This is a genomic window from Mesorhizobium helmanticense (assembly GCF_003034915.1).
In the GTDB taxonomy this organism is placed as follows: domain Bacteria; phylum Pseudomonadota; class Alphaproteobacteria; order Rhizobiales; family Rhizobiaceae; genus Mesorhizobium; species Mesorhizobium helmanticense.
In genome coordinates this window covers 70,341-90,379 of sequence record NZ_PZJX01000027.1, presented here as the reverse complement: position 1 = coordinate 90,379, position 20,039 = coordinate 70,341, and the positions used below count along the sequence as shown (strand labels likewise).

Annotated in this window: 17 protein-coding genes and 1 pseudogene; 15 read left to right on the top strand and 3 right to left on the bottom strand. The window is 63.1% G+C overall.

The genetic code is table 11. The annotated features are described in order from the left end of the window. The first annotated feature begins 82 nt into the window (after positions 1 to 82). The 8 genes and pseudogenes from C9427_RS13905 to C9427_RS35410 all read left to right on the top strand — a co-directional run. Positions 83 to 472: a c-type cytochrome gene (locus C9427_RS13905; protein ID WP_107649729.1), complete on the top strand. Its 390-nt coding sequence runs from the start codon at positions 83 to 85 to the stop codon at positions 470 to 472. A gap of 165 nt (positions 473 to 637) precedes the next feature. Further along, complete coding sequence (locus C9427_RS13900; protein WP_107649850.1) at positions 638 to 1,726, top strand: hypothetical protein; 1,089 nt, start codon at positions 638 to 640, stop codon at positions 1,724 to 1,726. Positions 1,727 to 1,761: 35 nt separating this feature from the next. Further along, entirely contained in the window at positions 1,762 to 2,907 is a 1,146-nt protein-coding gene (locus C9427_RS13895; protein WP_107649728.1) for a hypothetical protein, read from the top strand. Between the two features lie 24 nt (positions 2,908 to 2,931). Beyond that, positions 2,932 to 4,842: an AAA family ATPase gene (locus C9427_RS13890; RefSeq protein WP_107649727.1), complete on the top strand. Its 1,911-nt coding sequence runs from the start codon at positions 2,932 to 2,934 to the stop codon at positions 4,840 to 4,842. 45 nt (positions 4,843 to 4,887) lie between these two features. Then, entirely contained in the window at positions 4,888 to 6,186 is a 1,299-nt protein-coding gene (locus tag C9427_RS13885; protein WP_167434342.1) for a DUF6638 family protein, read from the top strand. A gap of 35 nt (positions 6,187 to 6,221) precedes the next feature. Continuing rightward, positions 6,222 to 7,346: a DUF2333 family protein gene (locus C9427_RS13880; RefSeq protein ID WP_107649725.1), complete on the top strand. Its 1,125-nt coding sequence runs from the start codon at positions 6,222 to 6,224 to the stop codon at positions 7,344 to 7,346. Positions 7,347 to 7,664: 318 nt separating this feature from the next. Continuing rightward, a complete protein-coding gene (locus C9427_RS13875; protein WP_107649724.1) occupies positions 7,665 to 9,344 on the top strand; it encodes a formate--tetrahydrofolate ligase in 1,680 nt (559 codons plus the stop codon). 70 nt (positions 9,345 to 9,414) lie between these two features. Then, a pseudogene (locus C9427_RS35410) lies at positions 9,415 to 9,585 on the top strand (GlxA family transcriptional regulator); the annotation flags it as partial. Between the two features lie 71 nt (positions 9,586 to 9,656). Here the strand turns inward: C9427_RS35410 and C9427_RS13865 are convergent. Together C9427_RS13865 and C9427_RS13860 are read right to left on the bottom strand one after the other, a co-directional pair. Next, on the bottom strand, positions 9,657 to 10,217 hold the full coding sequence (locus tag C9427_RS13865; RefSeq protein WP_107649723.1) for a cytochrome b/b6 domain-containing protein: 561 nt from the start codon (positions 10,215 to 10,217) through the stop codon (positions 9,657 to 9,659). Positions 10,218 to 10,222: 5 nt separating this feature from the next. After that, positions 10,223 to 10,489: a PepSY domain-containing protein gene (locus C9427_RS13860; protein ID WP_107649722.1), complete on the bottom strand. Its 267-nt coding sequence runs from the start codon at positions 10,487 to 10,489 to the stop codon at positions 10,223 to 10,225. A gap of 162 nt (positions 10,490 to 10,651) precedes the next feature. Between C9427_RS13860 and C9427_RS13855 the strand changes: the two genes are divergently transcribed. Continuing rightward, positions 10,652 to 11,311, top strand: a complete 660-nt coding sequence (locus tag C9427_RS13855; protein ID WP_107649721.1) for a response regulator — start codon at positions 10,652 to 10,654, stop codon at positions 11,309 to 11,311. Continuing rightward, positions 11,308 to 12,642, top strand: coding sequence for a sensor histidine kinase (locus tag C9427_RS13850; RefSeq protein ID WP_107649720.1), 1,335 nt, complete (start codon positions 11,308 to 11,310; stop codon positions 12,640 to 12,642). Before C9427_RS13855 ends, C9427_RS13850 begins: the two co-directional genes overlap by 4 nt. A 3-nt stretch (positions 12,643 to 12,645) precedes the next feature. Here C9427_RS13850 and C9427_RS13845 read toward each other — a convergent pair whose 3' ends face one another. Further along, positions 12,646 to 13,203, bottom strand: a complete 558-nt coding sequence (locus C9427_RS13845; RefSeq protein ID WP_107649849.1) for a sugar O-acetyltransferase — start codon at positions 13,201 to 13,203, stop codon at positions 12,646 to 12,648. Between the two features lie 143 nt (positions 13,204 to 13,346). Between C9427_RS13845 and C9427_RS13840 the strand changes: the two genes are divergently transcribed. The 5 genes from C9427_RS13840 to C9427_RS13820 all read left to right on the top strand — a co-directional run bounded on the left by C9427_RS13840 (position 13,347) and on the right by C9427_RS13820 (position 20,038). Continuing rightward, on the top strand, positions 13,347 to 13,808 hold the full coding sequence (locus C9427_RS13840; RefSeq protein WP_107649719.1) for a DUF4126 domain-containing protein: 462 nt from the start codon (positions 13,347 to 13,349) through the stop codon (positions 13,806 to 13,808). Beyond that, positions 13,805 to 15,181, top strand: a complete 1,377-nt coding sequence (locus tag C9427_RS13835) for an FAD-containing oxidoreductase (protein ID WP_107649718.1) — start codon at positions 13,805 to 13,807, stop codon at positions 15,179 to 15,181. The genes C9427_RS13840 and C9427_RS13835 overlap by 4 nt, the downstream gene beginning before the upstream one ends. A gap of 117 nt (positions 15,182 to 15,298) precedes the next feature. Then, on the top strand, positions 15,299 to 16,477 hold the full coding sequence (locus C9427_RS13830; protein WP_107649717.1) for an MFS transporter: 1,179 nt from the start codon (positions 15,299 to 15,301) through the stop codon (positions 16,475 to 16,477). Between the two features lie 86 nt (positions 16,478 to 16,563). Then, positions 16,564 to 17,619 (top strand): M14 family metallopeptidase, encoded by a 1,056-nt coding sequence (locus C9427_RS13825; protein WP_107649848.1) that lies wholly within the window; start codon positions 16,564 to 16,566, stop codon positions 17,617 to 17,619. A 229-nt stretch (positions 17,620 to 17,848) separates the two neighbouring features. After that, positions 17,849 to 20,038 carry an anthranilate synthase gene (locus C9427_RS13820; protein ID WP_107649847.1) on the top strand — a complete coding sequence of 730 codons (2,190 nt, stop codon included), beginning with the start codon at positions 17,849 to 17,851 and terminating at the stop codon, positions 20,036 to 20,038. The last annotated feature ends 1 nt before the right edge of the window (position 20,039 follow it).

The following is a 20,039-nucleotide window of genomic DNA, read 5'->3' as shown; positions in this document are numbered from 1 at the left end:
CTTCCGCAATCCCGCCATCATGCGGCGTTTGTTAAGGGCCTCGGCCTAATCGGTCTTCAGCCAGAACTTGTCGGGGTCAGCGATGTTTCGAGCCATTTCGTCCGCCGGTGTCTTTCTCCTTGCCGGCATCCTTGCCGCAAATGCCGACGGCGACGCCGTCCTCGGCAAGAAGGTCTTCAATCGGTGCCTGGCCTGCCACGAGGCAGCGACCGACCGGGACAAGGTCGGCCCGCATCTGATGGGCGTCGTCGGCCGCACCGCCGGCACGGCGCAGAGCTTCCTCAGCCGCTATTCGCAGGCGATGAAGGATGCGGGCGCCGCCGGTATGGTCTGGGACGAGGCGAACCTTTCCGAATATCTGCGCGCGCCACGGCAAAAGGTCCCCGGCAACAAGATGGGCTTCACCGGCCTGACCAGCGACGATGATATCGCCAATGTCATTGCCTATCTCAAGGCCGATCCCAAGCCCTGATCCGTCCTGAAACACGCGATGGTCGCCTTTGACGATCAAGCAATCGCCGGCCCACTCCTTTGAATTTCCTGACGTCTTGTCTCTTGCGCCTTCCCTTCCCCCCATGCCGCACATATATTCGCGGCGGGTTGCGACACGAAACTGATGCCGAAGCGGGAGGCCTCCATGGCGACATTGCAGAATTTCGATGCCGAAATTGCCAAGACCAAGCAGGTCGTGCAGGACATGCGCACCAAGATCGAGCAATCCGGCACCGTGCTCGACACGCTCGCCAAGGCCGACAAGAAGATCGGCGCCGCCGATTTCGACATCGAGAATGCCCGCATCGAGGATGTGCTGAAGCAGCAGAAGGTGATGGAAGGCAACATTGCCGACCTGATCATCGGGCTGGAGGACGCCACCAACGTCTTCGGCGCCGAATTCGAGAGCATGAAGAACTACACCGGCTGGGAAAACTTCATCGGCATCTTTTCCAGCCAGAGCAAGCAGCGTATGCGCACCGACCGTGTCCGCAACATGTCGCTGGCCGGCAATCTGCAGGAGCTGTTGGCGAAATCCGACACCATCGTTGGCATCCTCAAGGCGCAGAAGGACGTTCTCGACCAGCGCTACAAGACCTCCGAGGCCAGCCTCGCGCAGGTGATCGAGCGCCGCAAGACCACCATGTCCAATCTCGAGGCCGTCCAGAAGCGCATCGAGGAATTGAACCCGATGCTGCTCGACATCGAAAACAAGATCGCCGCCTCGACCAGTCAGAAGGAGCGCACGCAGCTTGAAGGCGAGCGCTCGAAAATGGCTACGGAATACAATGAGAAGCAGGCCAAGGAGCAGGAGTTGCTGGCCGAAAGCCAGACGCTGGAACGCTACACTTCGATGTTCCAGACCTTCGTCGATTCGCTCAACAACCAGATCGCGGCGCAGTCGACGCTGATCAACAAGCTAACCATCGATACCGAGCAGCGCATCGTGCTCTACAAGGCGCTGGAAGATTCGCTGAAGACCGCCGCCCAGCAGGACGTCGCCCACAAGATCAACACGCTGGGCAGCCAGGTCGACAATACCGCCGAGGAGACGATGGCCGGCATCGGGGCTGCCTCGCAGAAGCACATTGGCGATCTCCTCGAAATGCACGAGAAGAATATGGTGGCGACCGCCGACATCCAGCGCCGCAAGAAGCTCGCCGACGATGCCTTCGCCCGCCGCTTCGACGACGTGATGAAGAAGCATAATTCGGCCAATTACGTGCAGTCCTAATTGCTGCACGCGCATCGCACTCTAAGGCTGGCTGCATGACCCCCGAAAACGAAGCCGCGGCGCGCTATTTCTCGGCGATCACGGCGGCGCTCAGCGGCCTCGAAGTGTTCATGCGCGACGACCGCTCGCCGCTCTACCGGCACGGCATCGTCGCCAGGATCGTCGCCGAGTACATTGCGCGGCTCGACAAGTCCTTTTCCTGCTGGCGCAACCGGCTGGGCTTCATGGACACGTTCCGCATTTCGCGCGCCGAAAGCGGCTTTCCGGTCTTTCAGAACCTGCTCGAGCTGGAAAACGACCGTCGCCAGGCCGATGCACGGCTTGCCAACATCCCGCTGGCCGGCGAGTTGCGCGAGGAAATGGCCGACTTCATCCTGCGCCACAAGGAATTCCCCGCAGCGCTGCAGAAGTCGATGGCCGAGCGGCTCTACCTCGAGGACGTGAAGAGCGAGACCACCTTCGGCCCGTTTACGCTGGCGCAGACAGCCAAGGTCTCGGTCAATCCGAAGACGGGGCGGCCCTATTATCTCGTCCATTGGGCTGCCTTCGACGGCAGCGCCAACCTGCCGCTGGTCTATATGGTGACGGTCGAGGATTCCTCCGAGGCGATGATCCGCCAGCTCGTCGACGACACCGGCAAGCTCAACGACAAGGTCGACATCCCGCTGCCGGTCGACGGCTTGCTCAACCCCGAGCTTGCCCATCGCTTCGACGACTTCACCGAGAAGAACTCGGCCTATACGCTGTCGCCGGCGACCATCGCCGTCAATCTCGACAAGGATTTCGAACCGCTGCACCCCAAGCAGCTGCGCCGTGTCGTGCTCGGCCCCTTCTATTCGGCGGGGATCACCGACAACAATTCGACGGTTACCGAGGTGCTGGCCAAGGTGCGCAAGCCGGAAAACGCCTGGCTGCTTACCTGGACCATCCAGGAAGTCTATTCGAAAGCCGAAAAACCCGGCCGCAAGGGCCTGTTTTCGAGCGAGAAGACGACGCAGGAATTCTTCATCAACACCGACGACCTGGAGGCCGCGCGCCAGGGCGTATCGAGCTACGAGAACCATGCGCTGATCCCGCATGAGGCCTATCAGGCGCTCTACGCCGCCGGCGAGGCACAGAAGATTTTTTCCGGCTACAAGGTCCACATCCTGTCCAAGGGACAGGTCATCAGCGACGTCTGACCGTCAAACCGCGGAGCATCCTTCATGGACACCGGCCTGACCACGATCTCTGAAGCGGCAATCGAAAAGCACCGCGCCACCGCGCAGAGCTTCATCACCCGCATCGTCGTGCTGGAGGATCCGTCGCGCGAATCCGGCACCGCACTTGCCGGCACCAACCGCCGCTTCGTCTCGACCGTTTCGGTCGGCTCGGTGCGGCGCACGCGCGAGGTCGAGCTTGCCAAGACCGTCGCCGCCGTCCACCCCGATGACCAGTTGCTGAGCATCGCGCAGCATACGCTTTTGTTTCGCGCCCGGCGCGGCACGGCCATAGCACTGGCCATATCGGACGTCTTCGCCGAAGGTTCCGACCTCGAAAGCCTGCAGGCGAAAAACGCCCGCGCCCCGCTCGAAGGCGACGAGGCCGCCACCTTCAAAAGGCTGCTGTCGGCCTCGGCCTACATTTCCGCCTTCAGTCTCGGCTCCTATCTGTTCCAGCTCATCGACAGCGATGGCGAGGCGCCCAATGACACACCCGAGCCGGACTTCCTGTTCGACACGCCGCAGGATGCGGTGAAGTCGATCCTGGCCGGCCTCGACAGAGCGATTGCGGGCGCCAAGGACGACGCCGACTTGATGACCCGGGCGCGTGCCTTTGCCCGCGTCGCCATCGACGGCCTTCTGGCGCGAAAGGGCCGTTTCGACGGCATCGGCCCGTTCGAAAACGCCCATATCCGCATCGACATCGACGACTTCACGCTCGACGGCTTCGACGTAGCGCCCGGCAAGCGTTCGAAACCGCTGGTGATGACCTTCAAGAAACCGGAAGAGGTCGTCGGCAACCACATCGCCAAATACCAGTCGGTCAAGCTCGCCAAGATGCTGATGGCCTATGATTTCGAGCGCGAGCTGAACCCTTTCGTCGAGCTTGGCGGCTTCCTCTTCACCTTCATCGGCGACGGCGCGCCCGGCACCGGCAAGACGACGCTGATCCAGATGATCGCCGGCCTCGTCAGCGGCTACTGCCAGGTCGCCGGCTATCCCTTCGCCTACGAGAATTTCGGCGTCGACCAGATCTCCTCCTACCAGGGCAAGTCGGGCCAGAATTGCCGCCAGTTCATCAACAACGTGCTGAACCCGCGCGTCATCGGCTTCGGCACCATCGACGACATCGACCAGGTGGCGGCGCGCCGTTCCGACGACCGCGCCTCGGCCGGCCAGCAGGAAATCACCGGTGTCCTGATGGACGCCTTTGCCGGTGCGTCGACGGTCGTGCGCGGCAACTGTTCCTTCGGCATGTTTTCCAACTATCCCGAAAACGTCGACGATGCGCTGCGCCAGCGCGCCGGCGCCCGCTGGCTGGTCGACGGGCCGCAGAGCCGCGACGATTACATCGACATCTTCGTCCTGCTCGCCGGCAAGAACCACAAGATCCCGCTCGGCGACCACAAGCTCTATGCCGCCCAGGAAATCCAGCGCGCCGTAATGGAAGCCTATGAGGAGCACGAGAAGCCCAGGGAAGACGGACTGATGAAGGTCTATGAGCGCTACATGAAGGAAAATGGCGCGCCGAAGTCGATGGCTGATATCGGCACCTATCTGCACATGATCAAGGACGCCGAGCCGCGTTTCACCGGCCGCGCCATCAAGAACGTCACCGATGCGATCAAAATGCGCGCCATGGACATCGAACTGCCGGACGAGTGGTTCGAGAAGCCGGAAGCCTTCATGCACAAGGGCTATGACGAGAAGAAAGCGATGATCGAGGAACTGCGCGGCCCATTCTCGATGGAGATGGTCATGCAGGAGATCAACCGCTACGCCGATAGCGAATTCCGCTATTCCGACAAGTCCGACGATGCGGCAGTGACCAAGATGATTCGTGACACCCGTCTGCGCGACCGCGCGCTGCGCGAAATCGAGGAGATGAAGAAGAAGGGAAGCTGGAATGCGTAATTTGCGCCAGCGCCCCATTCTCCCCGTGAACGGGGAGAAGGAATAGTGAGCAAGAAACCCGACCTTTTGCGCGACAACGAGTTGATCTATGGCCGGCTGCTGACGATCGACGAGCCGCACCTCATCCAGCGCTACAACAAGGCGCTCGCTGCCTTCGGCCTGAAGCCGACGAAGCTCCAAAGCTTTGACATCGACCGCACCGGCTTTTCGCCTGAAGTGGCCGAGGAATGCGGCGACTATGGCTATCTCGACCCCAATGAGGTCAACCGCCGCTTCATCATCCTGACGCCGTCGCAGATCGACCTGCCGGTGGTGCACACCGCCTTTTCCAACACCTCGCAACTGATGTTCGAGTTCATGTCGAAGAACCAGCGCGCCATCGACGCGCTGACCATCAAGGATGTCATCTATGGCGAGATCGAGGACTCGGTCCCCAAGGTCAACGACATCGAGGATCTGCTGTCGATCAACCAGGTCGAGTTCAAGGTGCTGTCGGCCGAGGACGTGCTGGGCAAGGCGGCCGAACTCGGCAAGCTCGTCGACCGGCTGAAACAGGAGCCGGAGGCCTGGCGCGACGATGCCATGCTCACCCGCATGGTCGAGCTGGCCAAGATCTGCGGCGACATCCGCGAGAACGCGCTGGTGCCCGACCAGGTGATCTTCCGCCACAACGCCTACTGGACCAGCCATTTCGGCGGGCTCTATGTGTTCGTCGATCCGGACATGACCACTGTCATCAGCGACCCAGCCGCACCCGGTTTCCGCCGCTCGCGGCCATGGCAAGTGAGCTATCTCTCAATCAACGATGCCGACAAGGTGTTCAAATTCCTTGCCGCGACCGGCCGCATCGAACTGCCCCGCGCCTCATGGATCGAAACCTCGGGCTATCTCGAACATCGCGCAGAAATGGTGGTGCGGGCGCTGATCCGCGATACCGAGCCCGACCGCAATCTGAGCGACGTCGACAAGGTCTGGCTGCAGACATGGATCCACGGCCACACCGATCTGATCACCAGGGACGGCAATTTTCCCTTCCTCAACGCCGCCAAGCGCGAGATCGCCCAGCTCGGCCATCTCAAGATCGAGGATGTGTTCCCGCAGCAACGCTTCCTGGTGGTCCGGGCCAAGCCCGACCATCCCGACGCCTGGCTGACCAACCAGCTGATCTCCGACTTCGTGCCCCAGGACTTCGTTTCGCGCTACGTCTTCAACAAGCCGGGCTTCTACAAGGACTTTGACGGCTACACCGACGCCTGGCGATCGCATGTTGTGGACGTTTTGAAAACCACATATCTGAAAGACAAGGTGGCGTTTCGCACACGCCTCTACGGCCTGACTGATTGAATTGAACGTTTGACAGACTGAGGGGTGACATCGCCATGCTTGACCCGATCGTGAATTTCTTCACCTGGATTTTCCAGTGGATCGGCCGTGGCATCGGCGTCGTCATCGGCGTGATCCTGTGGCCGTTCCTATGGGCCGGCCGCTGGTACACGCAGCGCGGCTGGATCCTGAAGGCGGTGCTCGGCCTCGCCCTGCTGGTGCTGATCGGCCTCTACGCCAACTTCTTCTACGCCACCCAGTGGTGGAACAATTTCAACCCGAGCTACCCCAACACCTATACGTTCGAGAAGCGCAACATCTCGGCCGGCGAGCAGACGACGGCGGGCGCCGGCACCGACACCGCCAGGACCTGCGGAAACTCGGGCATAGCCCAGGTGGCGGCTGACCTTACCGATTTCAATGTCAACCAGAATGCCTGGATCTCGTCGATGATCCTCTACAAGCTCGGCCTGTTCGGCATCGACTGGGACCACACGCCGTGGATGGACAACAAGGCTTCGTTCCAGCGTGGCATCAACCAGGCGGTCCGGCGCACGGCGACCGAGCTTGCCGATAATCTCGGCCGCGTCCGCACCACATCGCAGATCGACGCCGACCTGCAGGATGCGCGCGGCAATCTGCAGTTCGATGAAGAGACCTGGTATTTCGGCATCAGTCCGTTCGGCCCCAAGACACCGACGCCGAGCTATTATCGCGATGCGGTGCGCAAACTGCGCGCCTTCAATGCCCGGCTGGCGACCTGCCAGGCGACGTTCGATGCCCGCGCCGACAATCTGAAGCAGTATATCGACCGCATCGCCAGCGACATCGGCTCGACCTCGGCCATCCTCAAGGAGCGCGCTGAAAACCACAACAATGGCTGGTTCGACTTCCGCGCCGACGACCGCTACTGGTTCGCCTATGGCCAGCTTTATGCCTATTACGGCCTGATGAAAGGCGCCCAGGCCGACTTCGAGGACGTGATCAAGGAAAAACACCTGCAGAATCTGTGGGACACGATGGACGCGCAATTCGTCTCGGCGCTGCGCATCCAGCCCTTCATCATCGCCAATGGCCGCGAGGACGGCTGGCTGTTGCCGACGCATCTGACGACGATGGGGTTTTACGTGCTCAGGGTGCGCTCGAACATGGTCGAGATCAGCAACGTGCTCACGCAGTAGAACGTTTGTCCACGGCGATGGCGATGGCGAATTTGCGCCGTCGCCTCTGTCGCATTCCGTGCATTGTGCGGCTGTTTTGAGACGGCAGAACGGCGCGTCCTCTGGCTTCTATACGGCGCGACAACCGGGCGCAAAGACCCGATATAAGGTCGACCCGAGAGTGGAAGCACTTTCTTCATAGGAAATATAGTTGCATGAAAGTTGACGCCGCGGCAGCGACAGGGTTAGAACAAGCCCCCACGCGCCTGCGGGCCGTTTCGAACATGCATCAGTGATCGAACCCGTCCCCTCCACCGTCCAATCCAGAGGAAAGCCGTCATGGCCGAAGTGAAATCCGACATCGAGATCGCGCGCGCCGCCAAGAAGAAGCAGATCCAGGAGATCGGCCAGAAGATCGGCATTCCGAGCGAGCATCTTTTGCCCTACGGCCACGACAAGGCGAAGATTTCGGCCGACTTCATCAAGTCGGTGAAGGGCAACAAGGACGGCAGGCTGATCCTCGTCACCGCCATCAACCCGACGCCCGCCGGCGAAGGCAAGACGACGACGACGGTGGGCCTCGGCGACGGTTTGAACCGCATCGGCAAAAAAGCCATTGTCTGCATCCGCGAAGCCTCGCTCGGACCGAATTTCGGCGTCAAGGGCGGTGCGGCCGGCGGCGGCTATGCCCAGGTCGTGCCGATGGAGGACATGAACCTCCACTTCACCGGCGATTTCCACGCCATCACCACCGCGCACAATCTTCTGTCGGCGCTGATCGACAACCACATCTACTGGGGCAACGAGCTCGGCATCGACACCCGCCGCGTCGTCTGGCGCCGCGTCATGGACATGAACGACCGGGCGCTGCGCGAGATCATCTGTTCGCTCGGTGGCGTCGCCAACGGTTTTCCGCGTGAAGGTGGCTTCGACATCACCGTCGCTTCCGAAGTCATGGCGATCCTGTGCCTCGCCACCGACCTGAAGGACCTGGAGAAGCGCCTCGGCGACATCATCGTCGCCTATCGCCGCGACAAGTCGCCGGTCTATGCCCGCGACCTCAAGGCTGACGGCGCCATGGCCGTGCTGCTCAAGGACGCCATGCAGCCCAACCTCGTGCAGACGCTGGAAAACAACCCGGCCTTCGTCCATGGCGGCCCCTTCGCCAACATCGCCCATGGCTGCAACTCGGTCGTCGCCACCACGACGGCGCTGAAACTCGCCGACTACGTCGTTACCGAAGCCGGTTTCGGCGCCGATCTCGGCGCCGAAAAGTTCTTCGACATCAAGTGCCGCAAGGCCGGCCTCAAGCCGGCAGCGGCAGTCATCGTCGCCACCGTGCGCGCCATGAAGATGAATGGCGGCGTCAAGAAGGAAGACCTCGGCAAGGAGAATCTCGAGGCGGTAAAGAAGGGCTGCGCCAATCTCGGCCGCCACATCGAGAACATCAGGCAGTTCGGCGTGCCGGCGGTGGTCGCGATCAACCATTTCTATTCCGACACCGACGCCGAGATCCAGGCGATGAAGGACTACGTCGCCTCGATGGGCGAAGAAGCGATTCTGTGCAAGCACTGGGCCAAGGGCTCGGCTGGCATCGAGGACCTCGCCAACAAGGTGGTCGCGCTGGCCGAATCCGGCGCGTCGCAGTTTGCGCCGCTCTATCCCGACGCCATGCCGCTGTTCGAGAAGATCAACACGATCGTCCAGCGCATTTATCGCGGTTCCGAAGCGATCGCCGACAAATCGGTGCGCGACCAGCTCAGGGCCTGGGAAGAGGCCGGCTACGGCAACCTGCCGGTCTGCATGGCCAAGACCCAGTACTCGTTCTCGACCGACCCGAACCTGCGCGGCGCGCCGACCGGCCATACCGTGCCGGTGCGCGAGGTCAGGCTGTCGGCAGGCGCCGGCTTCGTCGTCATCATCTGCGGCGAGGTCATGACCATGCCCGGCCTGCCCAAGGCGCCGTCCTCGGAAAAGATCTTCCTCAATGAAGCGGGCCAGATCGAGGGTCTGTTCTAAAGCATCCAAACCACAGACTGCTAAGGGCGCCGTATCATGCGGCGCCCCTTCTGTTTCAGGATCTTCCCACGAATCGACGGCGCAGCCGATGGAAGCTGTCGCCTTTGAGGCGGGCTTCGGCAGCCCCACCTCGCTACGCCAGCATTTCGCGGCGCGGCTCAAGACCTCCCCGGCGCGATACCGGCGCGAATTCTCGAGAAACGTTCAGGATGAGCGCGCAACACACGCCCTCTCGGCATGAGCCTGTCGGTGCAAATGAGGTCAGATGGCAAGGGCGCCGCAGCGATGCGACGCCCCTGATGTCCGAGGTAATCAGGTCACATCGTCCGCCGATGGCGCGCGCTTGCGGCCATTGACCATCGCGCGGACAAGGTTCTCATGATGGCGCAGACCCGCCAGCACTACGCCTCCAACATGGAGTCCGACGAGCACCAATAGGCTGTTGCCCAGTATCTCGTGCACATCCTCCAGCCACTCCACGCCCCACCAGGCGTCGGTGGTCTGCATCCAACCGGTAAGCGCAATTGCCGCCACGCAAAACAGCAACGCCAGCACCATGGCGCCACCAGCGGGGTTGTGGCCGAGATAGCGTCTCTCGCGATTGCGCATCACGTCGGCAAGATACTTGGTGACGGCGCCAGGGCTGCGCACGAACTGCCGGAAGCGCGCGTATTTCGATCCGGCCAATCCGGCGATCAGCCGCGAGGCGATCAGGCCTCCCGCACAATAGCCGGCCAGTTCATGCACTTTCATGATTTCCCCGGAGGACAGCCATGCCACCGCAACGCACAGGACCAACGACCAGTGAAAGAGGCGAATGTAAGGGCTCCAGACCTTGACCGAGGTTTCTCGTGTCGAAACGGAGGCGTTCATGATGATCAGCCGTCGTCGGAATCGGCGCCGACCGATTCGAGCGTCTTGGGATTGAACAAGGCCTCCAGCCTTTTGCCGTTGGCGTCGAGCGCCTTGGCTTCGTAGCAGCCGTTTTCCGTCTTGATGCTGCGAACCTTCCAGCCCTGGCTTTCAAGCTTCTTTTGCAGCGCTTCGCGCGGCTGCCACTGGTCGGTTGGCACATTGCATGTGTCGTCGGCGAAGGCCGGGCCGGCAACGGCCAGGACCAATGCGGTCAGGATCAAAGTCTTCATGTCGTTTCTCCATCGGCCAATTCCGATGCCGCTGACACTGGCCGTGAAACCTGACAGCAGCCTGAACGCGGCTCACGCCGCCCAAATGCCGCAGTTGGCTTGCATTCAGGCTACTGTCAGCCTCGTGCCGTATGGCGCTGGTCACCAGTTGGCGGAGACAAAATGCGGGTTCTGTTGATCGAGGACGATCAGGTGCTGGGCGAGGCGGTGCGCGATCATGTCGCCGCCGACAGCCATGCCGTGGACTGGAGCAGCACCCTCGCTGAGGCTCGCGATCACCTTGATGTTGCATCCTATGAGCTGTTGCTGCTCGATCTGCATCTGCCTGACGGCAAGGGCCTCGAGTTCTTGAAGACGCTTCGCCGTGAAGGCAGCGATACGCCGGTCATTATCCTGACCGCGCGCGACCAGCTCTCCGATCGGATAGAAGGACTGAATTCCGGAGCCGACGACTATCTGGTCAAGCCATTTGATCTCGGCGAATTGTCCGCGCGCCTCGCCGCGGTCGCGCGCCGCTACGCTGGAAGTCCCAATCCCCTGATCCGTATCGGACCGGTCGAAATCGACCAGGCCGCTCGCCGTGTTGTCGTGGACGGCGCGGAGACTATGCTGACGGCACGCGAATGGGCGGTGCTGGAGCAGTTCCTGCGCCGGCCCGGCGTAACAGTTGGCAAAGGCCAGATCGAGGACGCGCTTTATGCCTTCGGTTCCGAGATCGAGAGCAACACCGTCGAGGTCTATGTGAGCCGCTTGCGCAGGAAGATCGGGCGCGAGGCGATCGCGACCGTGAGAGGGCTGGGCTACCGGCTGGCATCCCAATGAGAGCGCTCGACAGCCTTGTCGGCCGGGTCGTCCTGTCGCTGATTGCGCTTACGGTCGCATTCGGATTGGTTGCCGCGGCTACCGGCAGCTACACTCTGCATCGCGAAATCAACGAAGCCATGGACAGTTCGATGCGGGAGGCCGCGCGCAGGCTGCTGCCGCTTGTCATCGACGACCTTTTCGCGCGCGACACATTGCAGTCGCCGAGAAGACTGGCGGAAGCCGTTTCCGAAGACGATGGTGGCCGGCTGGTCTTCCAGGTGCGTGATGGCCACGGGCGCATCCTCATGGGCTCCCACAACGCCCCGGTCGAACCGCTGACAGCCAGGCTGGCACAGGGATTCACGGAAGAGGCCGGTTGGCGCATCTACACCGAACCGGCGGTCAGCGGCTCGGTTTTCGTCCAGGTTGCCGAACTCGATGCACGGCGCAATGAGGAAACAATCGAGGCCGCTATCGGTTTCCTGGTGCCGATGATCATCCTTATCCCGCTGAGTGCGATCGTCGCCTGGCTGACCATGGCACGCTCACTCAAGCCGATTGCTTCGCTGCGCAGGGAGATCAGCGCCCGGCACGGTGACAACCTCGCTTCCATTCGAACCGAGGAATTCCCTGCCGAGCTTGCCGCCATCGCCAAGTCGGTCAACAGTCTGATGCAGCGCCTGCACATGGCGCTTGATGCCGAAAAGGAATTCACTGCGAATGCGGCTCACGAGTTGCGCACGCCAATTGCCGGCGCGCTGGCACAGACCGAGCGCATGATAGCCGAAGCGGCGAATGAGGCGGCAAGGAAGCGGCCACGCCAGATCAAGGCAGCCCTGTCCGGCCTCGCCAGCGTGTCCGAAAAGCTGATGCAACTGGCGCGCGCCGACGCCGGCATAGCGGTTGCCGCCAAGCCTCTCGATCTCGCCACGGTCGCGGCTTTGGTGGTCGCGGACTTCGAACAGCACGGCGAGAGCAAAGGCCGCATCCGCCTCGAAGCGCCGGCAAAAGGCACGGCGTTCGCCACAATCGACGCCGATGCACTGGCCATTGTCCTGCGCAATCTTGTCGAGAATGCCTTGCGGCACGGTGCAAAGAGCGGCCCGGTGCTCGTACGCGTCGGCTATGATGCCAGACTGAGCGTGATCAACGCGGGTCCGGTCGTTCCAGCCCCGGGCGGCCTGATCAAGCGGTTCGAGCGCGGCGCAACGCGCGCCGAAGGCTCGGGTCTCGGGTTGGCGATTGTCGCCCGGATCCTGCAGCAGACGGGAGCAACGCTTGTTCTGAATTCACCGGCGACCAACCGGCCGGACGGTTTCGAGGCGACGATCCAATTTCCCGCCGCATGACCGTCAACCGCGCCCGGCCGGCCGGGCCGGGTTGCCGACCACGGTCGTGTTCGCGGCCACGTCGCGCGTCACCACGCTACCGGCGCCGACGATTGCCCCCTCGCCGATGCTGACGCCGCCGAGGATGATGGCGCTGCCGCCGATCCAAGCATTATCGCCGATCTCGACCGGCCTGGCGATTTCCAGACCTGCCTGCCGACCCGCGACCTCCTTGTGATGCTCGGCGCAATAGATCTGCACGTTGGGGCCGAGCAACGTCCGCTTGCCGATGCGGACCGTTGCCGTATCGAGGATGGTGCAGCCGGCGTTGAGAAAGACGCTGTCGCCGAGGAAGATGTTAAAGCCATAGGCGCAATGGAACGGCGCCTCGATGCGGGCGCCCTCGCCCGCCGCGCCGAGCAGCGATTTCAGGGCGGGTCCGATGTTGCCGCGGCGGCCAGGCGGCAGGCTGTTATGTTCGAAAACCGCATCGCGCGCGATGACACGCAACGCCTCCAGTTCGTCATCGAGGCATGTGTACCACTCGCCGGCCGCCATTTTCGTACGTTCGCTTCCAGCCATGGCGGTGCCTCCTGTCTCGAGATCGTTCCAAAGCACAGTCGATCCAGACTGGAAAGCACCAGCGTCGCCACTGGTCAAATGCCAAGCCTATGCTAGCCTGCGCTGCCGGACTGGTCCTGGCCCGGTGATCGAGGGGATCAATCATGCTGTACATTCTCGCACTGCTGATCGGCGTCATTGCCGGCCTGCGCGCCATGACCGCACCTGCAGCGGTCGCCTGGGGCGCCTATCTCGGCTGGCTGCCGGTTGCCGGCACCTGGGCCAGTTTCATGAGCCATTGGGCCGCCGTCGGCATCTTCACCATCCTGGCCATCGTCGAGCTGGTCACCGACCAGCTGCCGTCGACGCCGAGCCGGAAAGTGCCGCAGCAGTTCGGCGCGCGCATCATCCTGGGCGCCTTCACTGGCGCGGTGATCGGCGCGACCGGCGGCGCCACCATCGGTGGGCTCATCGCCGGCGCCATCGGCGCGGTCATCGGCACTTATGGCGGCGCCGAAGTGCGTGGCCGGCTTGCAGCCGCTTTCGGCAAGGACCCGCCCGCCGCCTTCATCGAGGACGCCGTGGCGATCATCGGCGGCCTGCTGATCGTGGCGGCCGTGGCATGACGGCAAAAAGCTTCGACGCCATCATCATCGGCGCCGGACAGGCCGGCACTCCGCTCGCCGGCAGGCTGAACGCCGCCGGCATGAGCGTGGCGCTGATCGAGCGCAAGCTGGTCGGCGGCACCTGCGTCAACACCGGCTGCATCCCGACCAAAACCATGGTGGCGAGCGCCTATGCAGCGCATCTCGCCCGCCGCGCCGCCGACTATGGCGTGACGCTCGGCGGTCCCGTCGGCGTCGACTATAAAGCGATCAAGGCGCGCAAGGACAAGGTGTCGAGCGCCTCCCGCACCGGGCTGGAAGACTGGATCGCCGGCATGGACAAATGCACGCTCTATCGCGGCCATGCGCGCTTCGTAACCGCCAACACGGTGCGCGTAGGCGACGACCTGCTGAGCGCCAAGAAGATCTTCCTCAACACCGGCGGCCGCGCCTCGGTGCCCGACCTGCCCGGCGTCCACGACATCGACTACCTGACCAATTCATCGATGATGGATCTCGATGTGCTGCCGCGCCATCTGATCGTCGTTGGCGGCAGCTACATCTCGCTCGAATTCGCGCAGATGTTCCGCCGCTTCGGCTCCGATGTGACCGTTATCGAAAAGAGCCCGCGGCTGACCGGCCGCGAGGATGAGGACGTCTCGGCCGCCATCATGTCGATCCTCGAAAACGAAGGCATCACCGTTCACGTCGGCGCCGACGACATCGGCTTTGGCAGGAAGGGCAGCGACATTGCCGTAACTTTTTCGGCCGGCAAGGCGCCGGCGGTCGGTTCGCATGTGCTTCTGGCGCTGGGCCGGACGCCCAACACCGATGACCTCGGCCTCGACAAGGCCGGTATCGAGGTCGATAAACGCGGCTTCGTTGTCGTCGATGACCAGTTGCGCACCAATGTGCCTGGCATCTGGGCGATGGGCGATTGCAACGGCAGAGGCGCCTTCACTCACACCTCCTACAATGACTATGAGATCGTCGCCGCCAATCTGCTCGACAACGACCCACGCAAGGTCAGCGATCGCATCGAGGCCTATGCGCTCTACATCGATCCCCCGCTCGGCCGCTGTGGCATGACCGAGACGGCGGTGAGAAAGTCCGGCCGTCGCGCGCTGGTCGGCCAGCGGCCGATGACCCGCGTCGGCCGCGCCGTCGAAAAAGGCGAGATGCAAGGCTTCATGAAGATCCTGGTCGATGCCGACAGCAGGGAGATTCTCGGCTGCTCGGTGCTCGGGCCGGGTGGCGACGAGGCGGTGCACTGCGTGCTCGACCTGATGTATGCCAAGGCGCCGGTCGACACGCTCGCGCGGGCAACCCACATCCACCCCAATGTCTCGGAGCTGCTGCCCACCATTGCCCAGGAGCTGAAGCCGCTGGCATAGGCCGCGCTCGCGAACTGCTCTCCGCTTTCTGCAATGCTGCAATGCAGCAATCGCACTTGTGCGGCCGCCCGATCTCCGGACAGTCTGAGGTTTGAACCGATTCATTCCGGACGCCCCATGCCCTTGCCGATCCTAGCGCTCGCCATTGCGTCCTTCTGCATCGGCACCACTGAATTCGTCATCATGGGTCTGCTGCCGGAGGTCGCCGCCGATCTCGGCGTTTCCATTCCCTCGGCCGGCCTCCTGGTCACCGGCTATGCGCTGGGTGTCGTCTTCGGTGCGCCGGTGATCGCGTTGGCCACCGCCCATCTGCCGCGCAAGCCGGTGCTGGTCGGACTGGCCTCGCTGTTCGTCATCGGCAATCTCTTCTGCGCCATCGCACCCAACTACTGGCTGCTGATGGCCGCCCGTGTCTTCACCGCCTTTGGCCATGGCGCCTTCTTCGGCATCGGCTCGGTTGTTGCCGCGAGCCTCGTGCCACGCAACAAGCGGGCGAGCGCCATCGCGCTGATGTTTGCCGGGCTGACGCTCTCCAACATCCTCGGCGTTCCCGGCGGCACCGCGCTTGGCGAGGCCTTCGGCTGGCGCGCCACTTTCGTGGCCGTCGTCGGCATCGGCCTCATCTCGGTTGCGGCCATCGCCTGCCTGGTGCCATCAAATGTCGCTGAGTCGAGCGGCGGCGGCCTGCTCGGTGAAGTGCGCGTGCTCGGCAAGCTGCAGGTGTGGCTCTCCATGCTGATCTCGGCGCTGGCTTCCGCCAGCCTGTTTGCCGTCTTCACCTATATCAAGCCCTATCTCACCGACGTATCCGGCCTTTCAACGGGGGCGGTCACCTGGGTGCTGCTCTTATTCGGCGGCGGCATGACCATCGGCAACATCATCGGCGGCAGGCTGGCCGACTGGAAGCTGATGCCGACGGTGATCGGCACGCTGTTGATGCTGGCGTTGCTATTGCTCGGCTTCGCCGAATTCGGCGCCGTCGCAGTGGTAGCCATCTCCATGGTTTTCCTGTGGGGCCTGCTCGTCTTCGTCGTCGTGCCGCCATTGCAGATCCGCGTTGTCGAGGCGGCGTCCGAGGCGCCCAACCTTGCCGCCACGCTGAACCAGGGCGCCTTCAATGTCGGCAATGCGGGCGGCGCCTGGATCGGCGGGCTGGCGCTCTCCTTCGGCGTATCCTATGCCAATCTTCCGCTGGTCGGCGCGGCACTCGCGCTGCTGGCCGTCGCCGTCGCGGTGATGTCGCAGACGATGGATCGGCCTGCGCCTGTCGTCGCGCTGGGGGCGCCTGCGGAATAGCCCTTGCGCCCATAGCGCGGCAGGCTGGACCAATCGACATCGGCACCTCCGATGGGCATGTCTTCTCGCTCTTGATGGAGCAAATCATGCAGAAATCGATCGAGCGCATCGCCGGTGACAGCGAAGGCGTTTCCTACGAATTCCCGGTCTTCCGCTTCGAAGGCAGCGACAGGGCAGCTCCCTCGGCCTATCTGCAAGCCGCCCTTCACGCCGGCGAACTGCCGGGCGTGGTCGCTATCGATGCGCTGATGCCGATGCTGACCAAGGCCGAGGCTGAAGGCCGCATCCAGGGCGACGTCACCATCGTGCCCCAGGCCAATCCGGTCGGCCGCGCCCAGTATCATTTCGGCGAGCATCAGGGCCGCTTCCATCTGGGCACCCGCAACAATTTCAACCGCGGCTTTCCACTGCTGGCGGCGCCGGACACCAAATTGCTGCCGGACACAGCGCTCGGCACGGCCGACCAGCGGCTGAAAACGCGGCTATTGCAGCTTTCCATCGGCCACGACATCGTGCTCGACCTGCATTGCGACGACGAGGGCCTCGCCTATCTCTACGTCCACACCAGCCTGTGGCCTCATATGGCGGATTGCGCGGCCGCCATGGGCGTCGACGCGGTGGTGCTGTGGGATGAGGACACGGACGGCACTTTCGAAGGTGCCTCAATCATGCCGTACCAGAACGTTCCCGCCGATGTCGCGCGCTTCGACCGGCGCGTCGCCACCACGGTCGAATATCGCGGCATGCTCGATGTCGATGGCGCTCTGGCCGCCTCCGATGCCGAGGGCCTCTATCGGCTGCTGGTGGCGCGCGGCGCGCTCGTCGATACGGCCCTGCCCGCGCCCGCTCCTTTCACCGGCACTGTCGCGCCGCTCGAAAACATCGACATGATGCCGGCGCCCCGGGCCGGCGCGGTGCTCTACGACGTGAAGCCCGGCGACCGCGTGACCAAAGGCGCACGCCTCGCCACCATCGTCCATGCCCCGGGTGAAGCCGACGGCCGCACCGAGGTGTTCGCGCCGCAGGCGGGCCTCATCCTGACCCGGCGATCGCGCCGCATCATCCGCGGCGGCGAAGACCTGCTGAAGCTGGTCGGCGACAGCAAGAGCGCCGACGCCAGGTCGGGAACGCTGGAGGATTGAGGGCTCACGCCCTCCACTGAATCCAGTTGCACGGCCGTTCATTCGCCGCTATGGGACTCTCATGAACATGCGTTCGATCAAGACCGTTTGGTGGTGGGCTCGCTGACAGCGGCCTGTTCGAACGCGTTCGCGTGAAAATAGAGGGTGGCCGCAACGGAATGTCCGGGCGGCCATTTGTTTTTCCAGGCATTCCCGGGTCCGTTGCCCCAATACGCTGATGGAGACGGCAATGACGACGCAAATTCTCGAAAACGGGGCGGAGCGCTTCGTCACCGCGGGTGGCGTGACCATCACGCGCGAGCGCCACGACCGGCCCTATGAAGGCGCGATCGACGCCTATGTCGACGGGCTGAATGCGCGCCGCGGTGCCGTGTTTTCCTCGAATTACGAATATCCCGGCCGCTACACGCGCTGGGACACCGCCATCATCGATCCGCCGCTGGTGATCTCGGCGCGTGGCCGCGCTATCCGCATCGAGGCACTGAACAGCCGTGGCGAGGTGCTTTTGCCTGTCATCGGCAAGGCGCTTGCCGGCCTTGCCGAGGTGACGATCGCCGAGACATCGAAGAAGCTGATCCGCCTCGATGTGGCGAAGCCAGGCCGCGTCTTCACCGAAGAAGAACGCAGCCGCGTACCCTCGGTGTTTACGGTCCTGCGCGCCGTCACCGCTCTGTTCAAGACGGAGGAAGACGCCAATCTCGGCCTTTATGGCGCCTTCGGCTACGATCTCGCCTTCCAGTTCGATCCGGTCGACTACAAGCTCGAGCGCAAAGAGAGCCAGCGCGACCTGGTGTTGTTCCTGCCCGATGAGATCCTCGTCGTCGACCATTATTCGACCAAGGCCTGGACCGACCGCTACGACTATTCCGGCGAGGGGTTTTCGACGGAGGGCCTGCCGCGCGACGCCGTCGTTGAGCCGTTCCAGACCGCCGACCGCATCCCGCCGCGCGGCGACCACGAGCCCGGCGAATATGCCGATCTGGTGCGCAAGGCGATGGAGAGCTTCAAGCGCGGCGACCTGTTCGAAGTGGTGCCCGGCCAGATGTTCTACGAACGCTGCGAGACGCCGCCCTCCGACATTTCGCGCAAGCTGAAGTCGATCAACCCCTCTCCCTATTCTTTCTTCATCAATCTCGGCGAGGGCGAGTACCTGATCGGCGCTTCGCCCGAAATGTTCGTGCGCGTCAACGGCCGCCGCGTCGAGACCTGCCCGATCTCGGGCACGATCAAGCGCGGCGACGACGCCATTTCCGATTCAGAGCAGATCCTGAAACTGCTCAATTCGAAGAAGGACGAATCCGAGCTGACCATGTGCTCGGACGTCGACCGCAACGACAAGTCCAGGGTCTGCGAACCCGGCTCGGTACGCGTCATCGGCCGCCGCCAGATCGAGATGTATTCGCGCCTGATCCACACCGTCGATCACATCGAGGGACGCTTGCGCGAAGGCATGGACGCCTTCGACGCCTTCCTGTCGCACGCCTGGGCGGTCACCGTCACCGGCGCGCCGAAATTGTGGGCCATGCGCTTCATCGAGCAGAACGAGAAGAGCCCGCGCGCCTGGTATGGCGGCGCGATCGGCATGGTCAATTTCAACGGCGACATGAACACCGGCCTGACGCTGCGCACCATCCGCATCAAGGACGGCATTGCCGAGGTGCGCGCCGGCGCCACGCTGCTCTTCGACAGCATCCCCGAGGAAGAAGAAGCCGAAACCGAACTGAAGGCATCCGCCATGCTCTCCGCCATCCGCGACGCCAAATCAGGCAATGCCGCCAGCACTGAACGCAGCACCGCGCGTGTCGGCGACGGCGTTAACATCCTTTTGGTCGACCACGAGGACTCTTTCGTCCATACGCTCGCCAACTATTTCCGCCAGACCGGCGCCAATGTCTCGACCGTGCGCACGCCGGTGCCTGACGAGGTCTTCGATCGGCTGAAGCCCAATCTGGTCGTGCTGTCACCTGGCCCCGGCACGCCGAAGGACTTCGACTGCGCCGCCACCATCAAGCGGGCCCGGGCGCGCGAGCTGCCGATCTTCGGCGTCTGCCTCGGCCTGCAGGCGCTGGCCGAGGCTTATGGCGGCGAACTGCGGCAACTGCATGTGCCGATGCACGGCAAGCCGTCGCGCATCCGCGTGTCGAAGCCGGGCATCATCTTCTCCGGCCTGCCCAAGGAGGTGACGGTCGGCCGTTATCACTCGATCTTCGCCGACCCGGTGCGGCTGCCCGACGGCTTCATCGTCACGGCCGAGACGGAGGACGGCGTCATCATGGCGTTCGAACATCGCAAGGAGCCTATCGCCGCGGTGCAGTTCCACCCCGAGTCGATCATGACGCTCGGCCACAATGCCGGCATGCGCATCATCGAGAACATTGTTGCGCACCTGCCGCGCAAGGCCCGGGAAAAGGCCGCCTAGG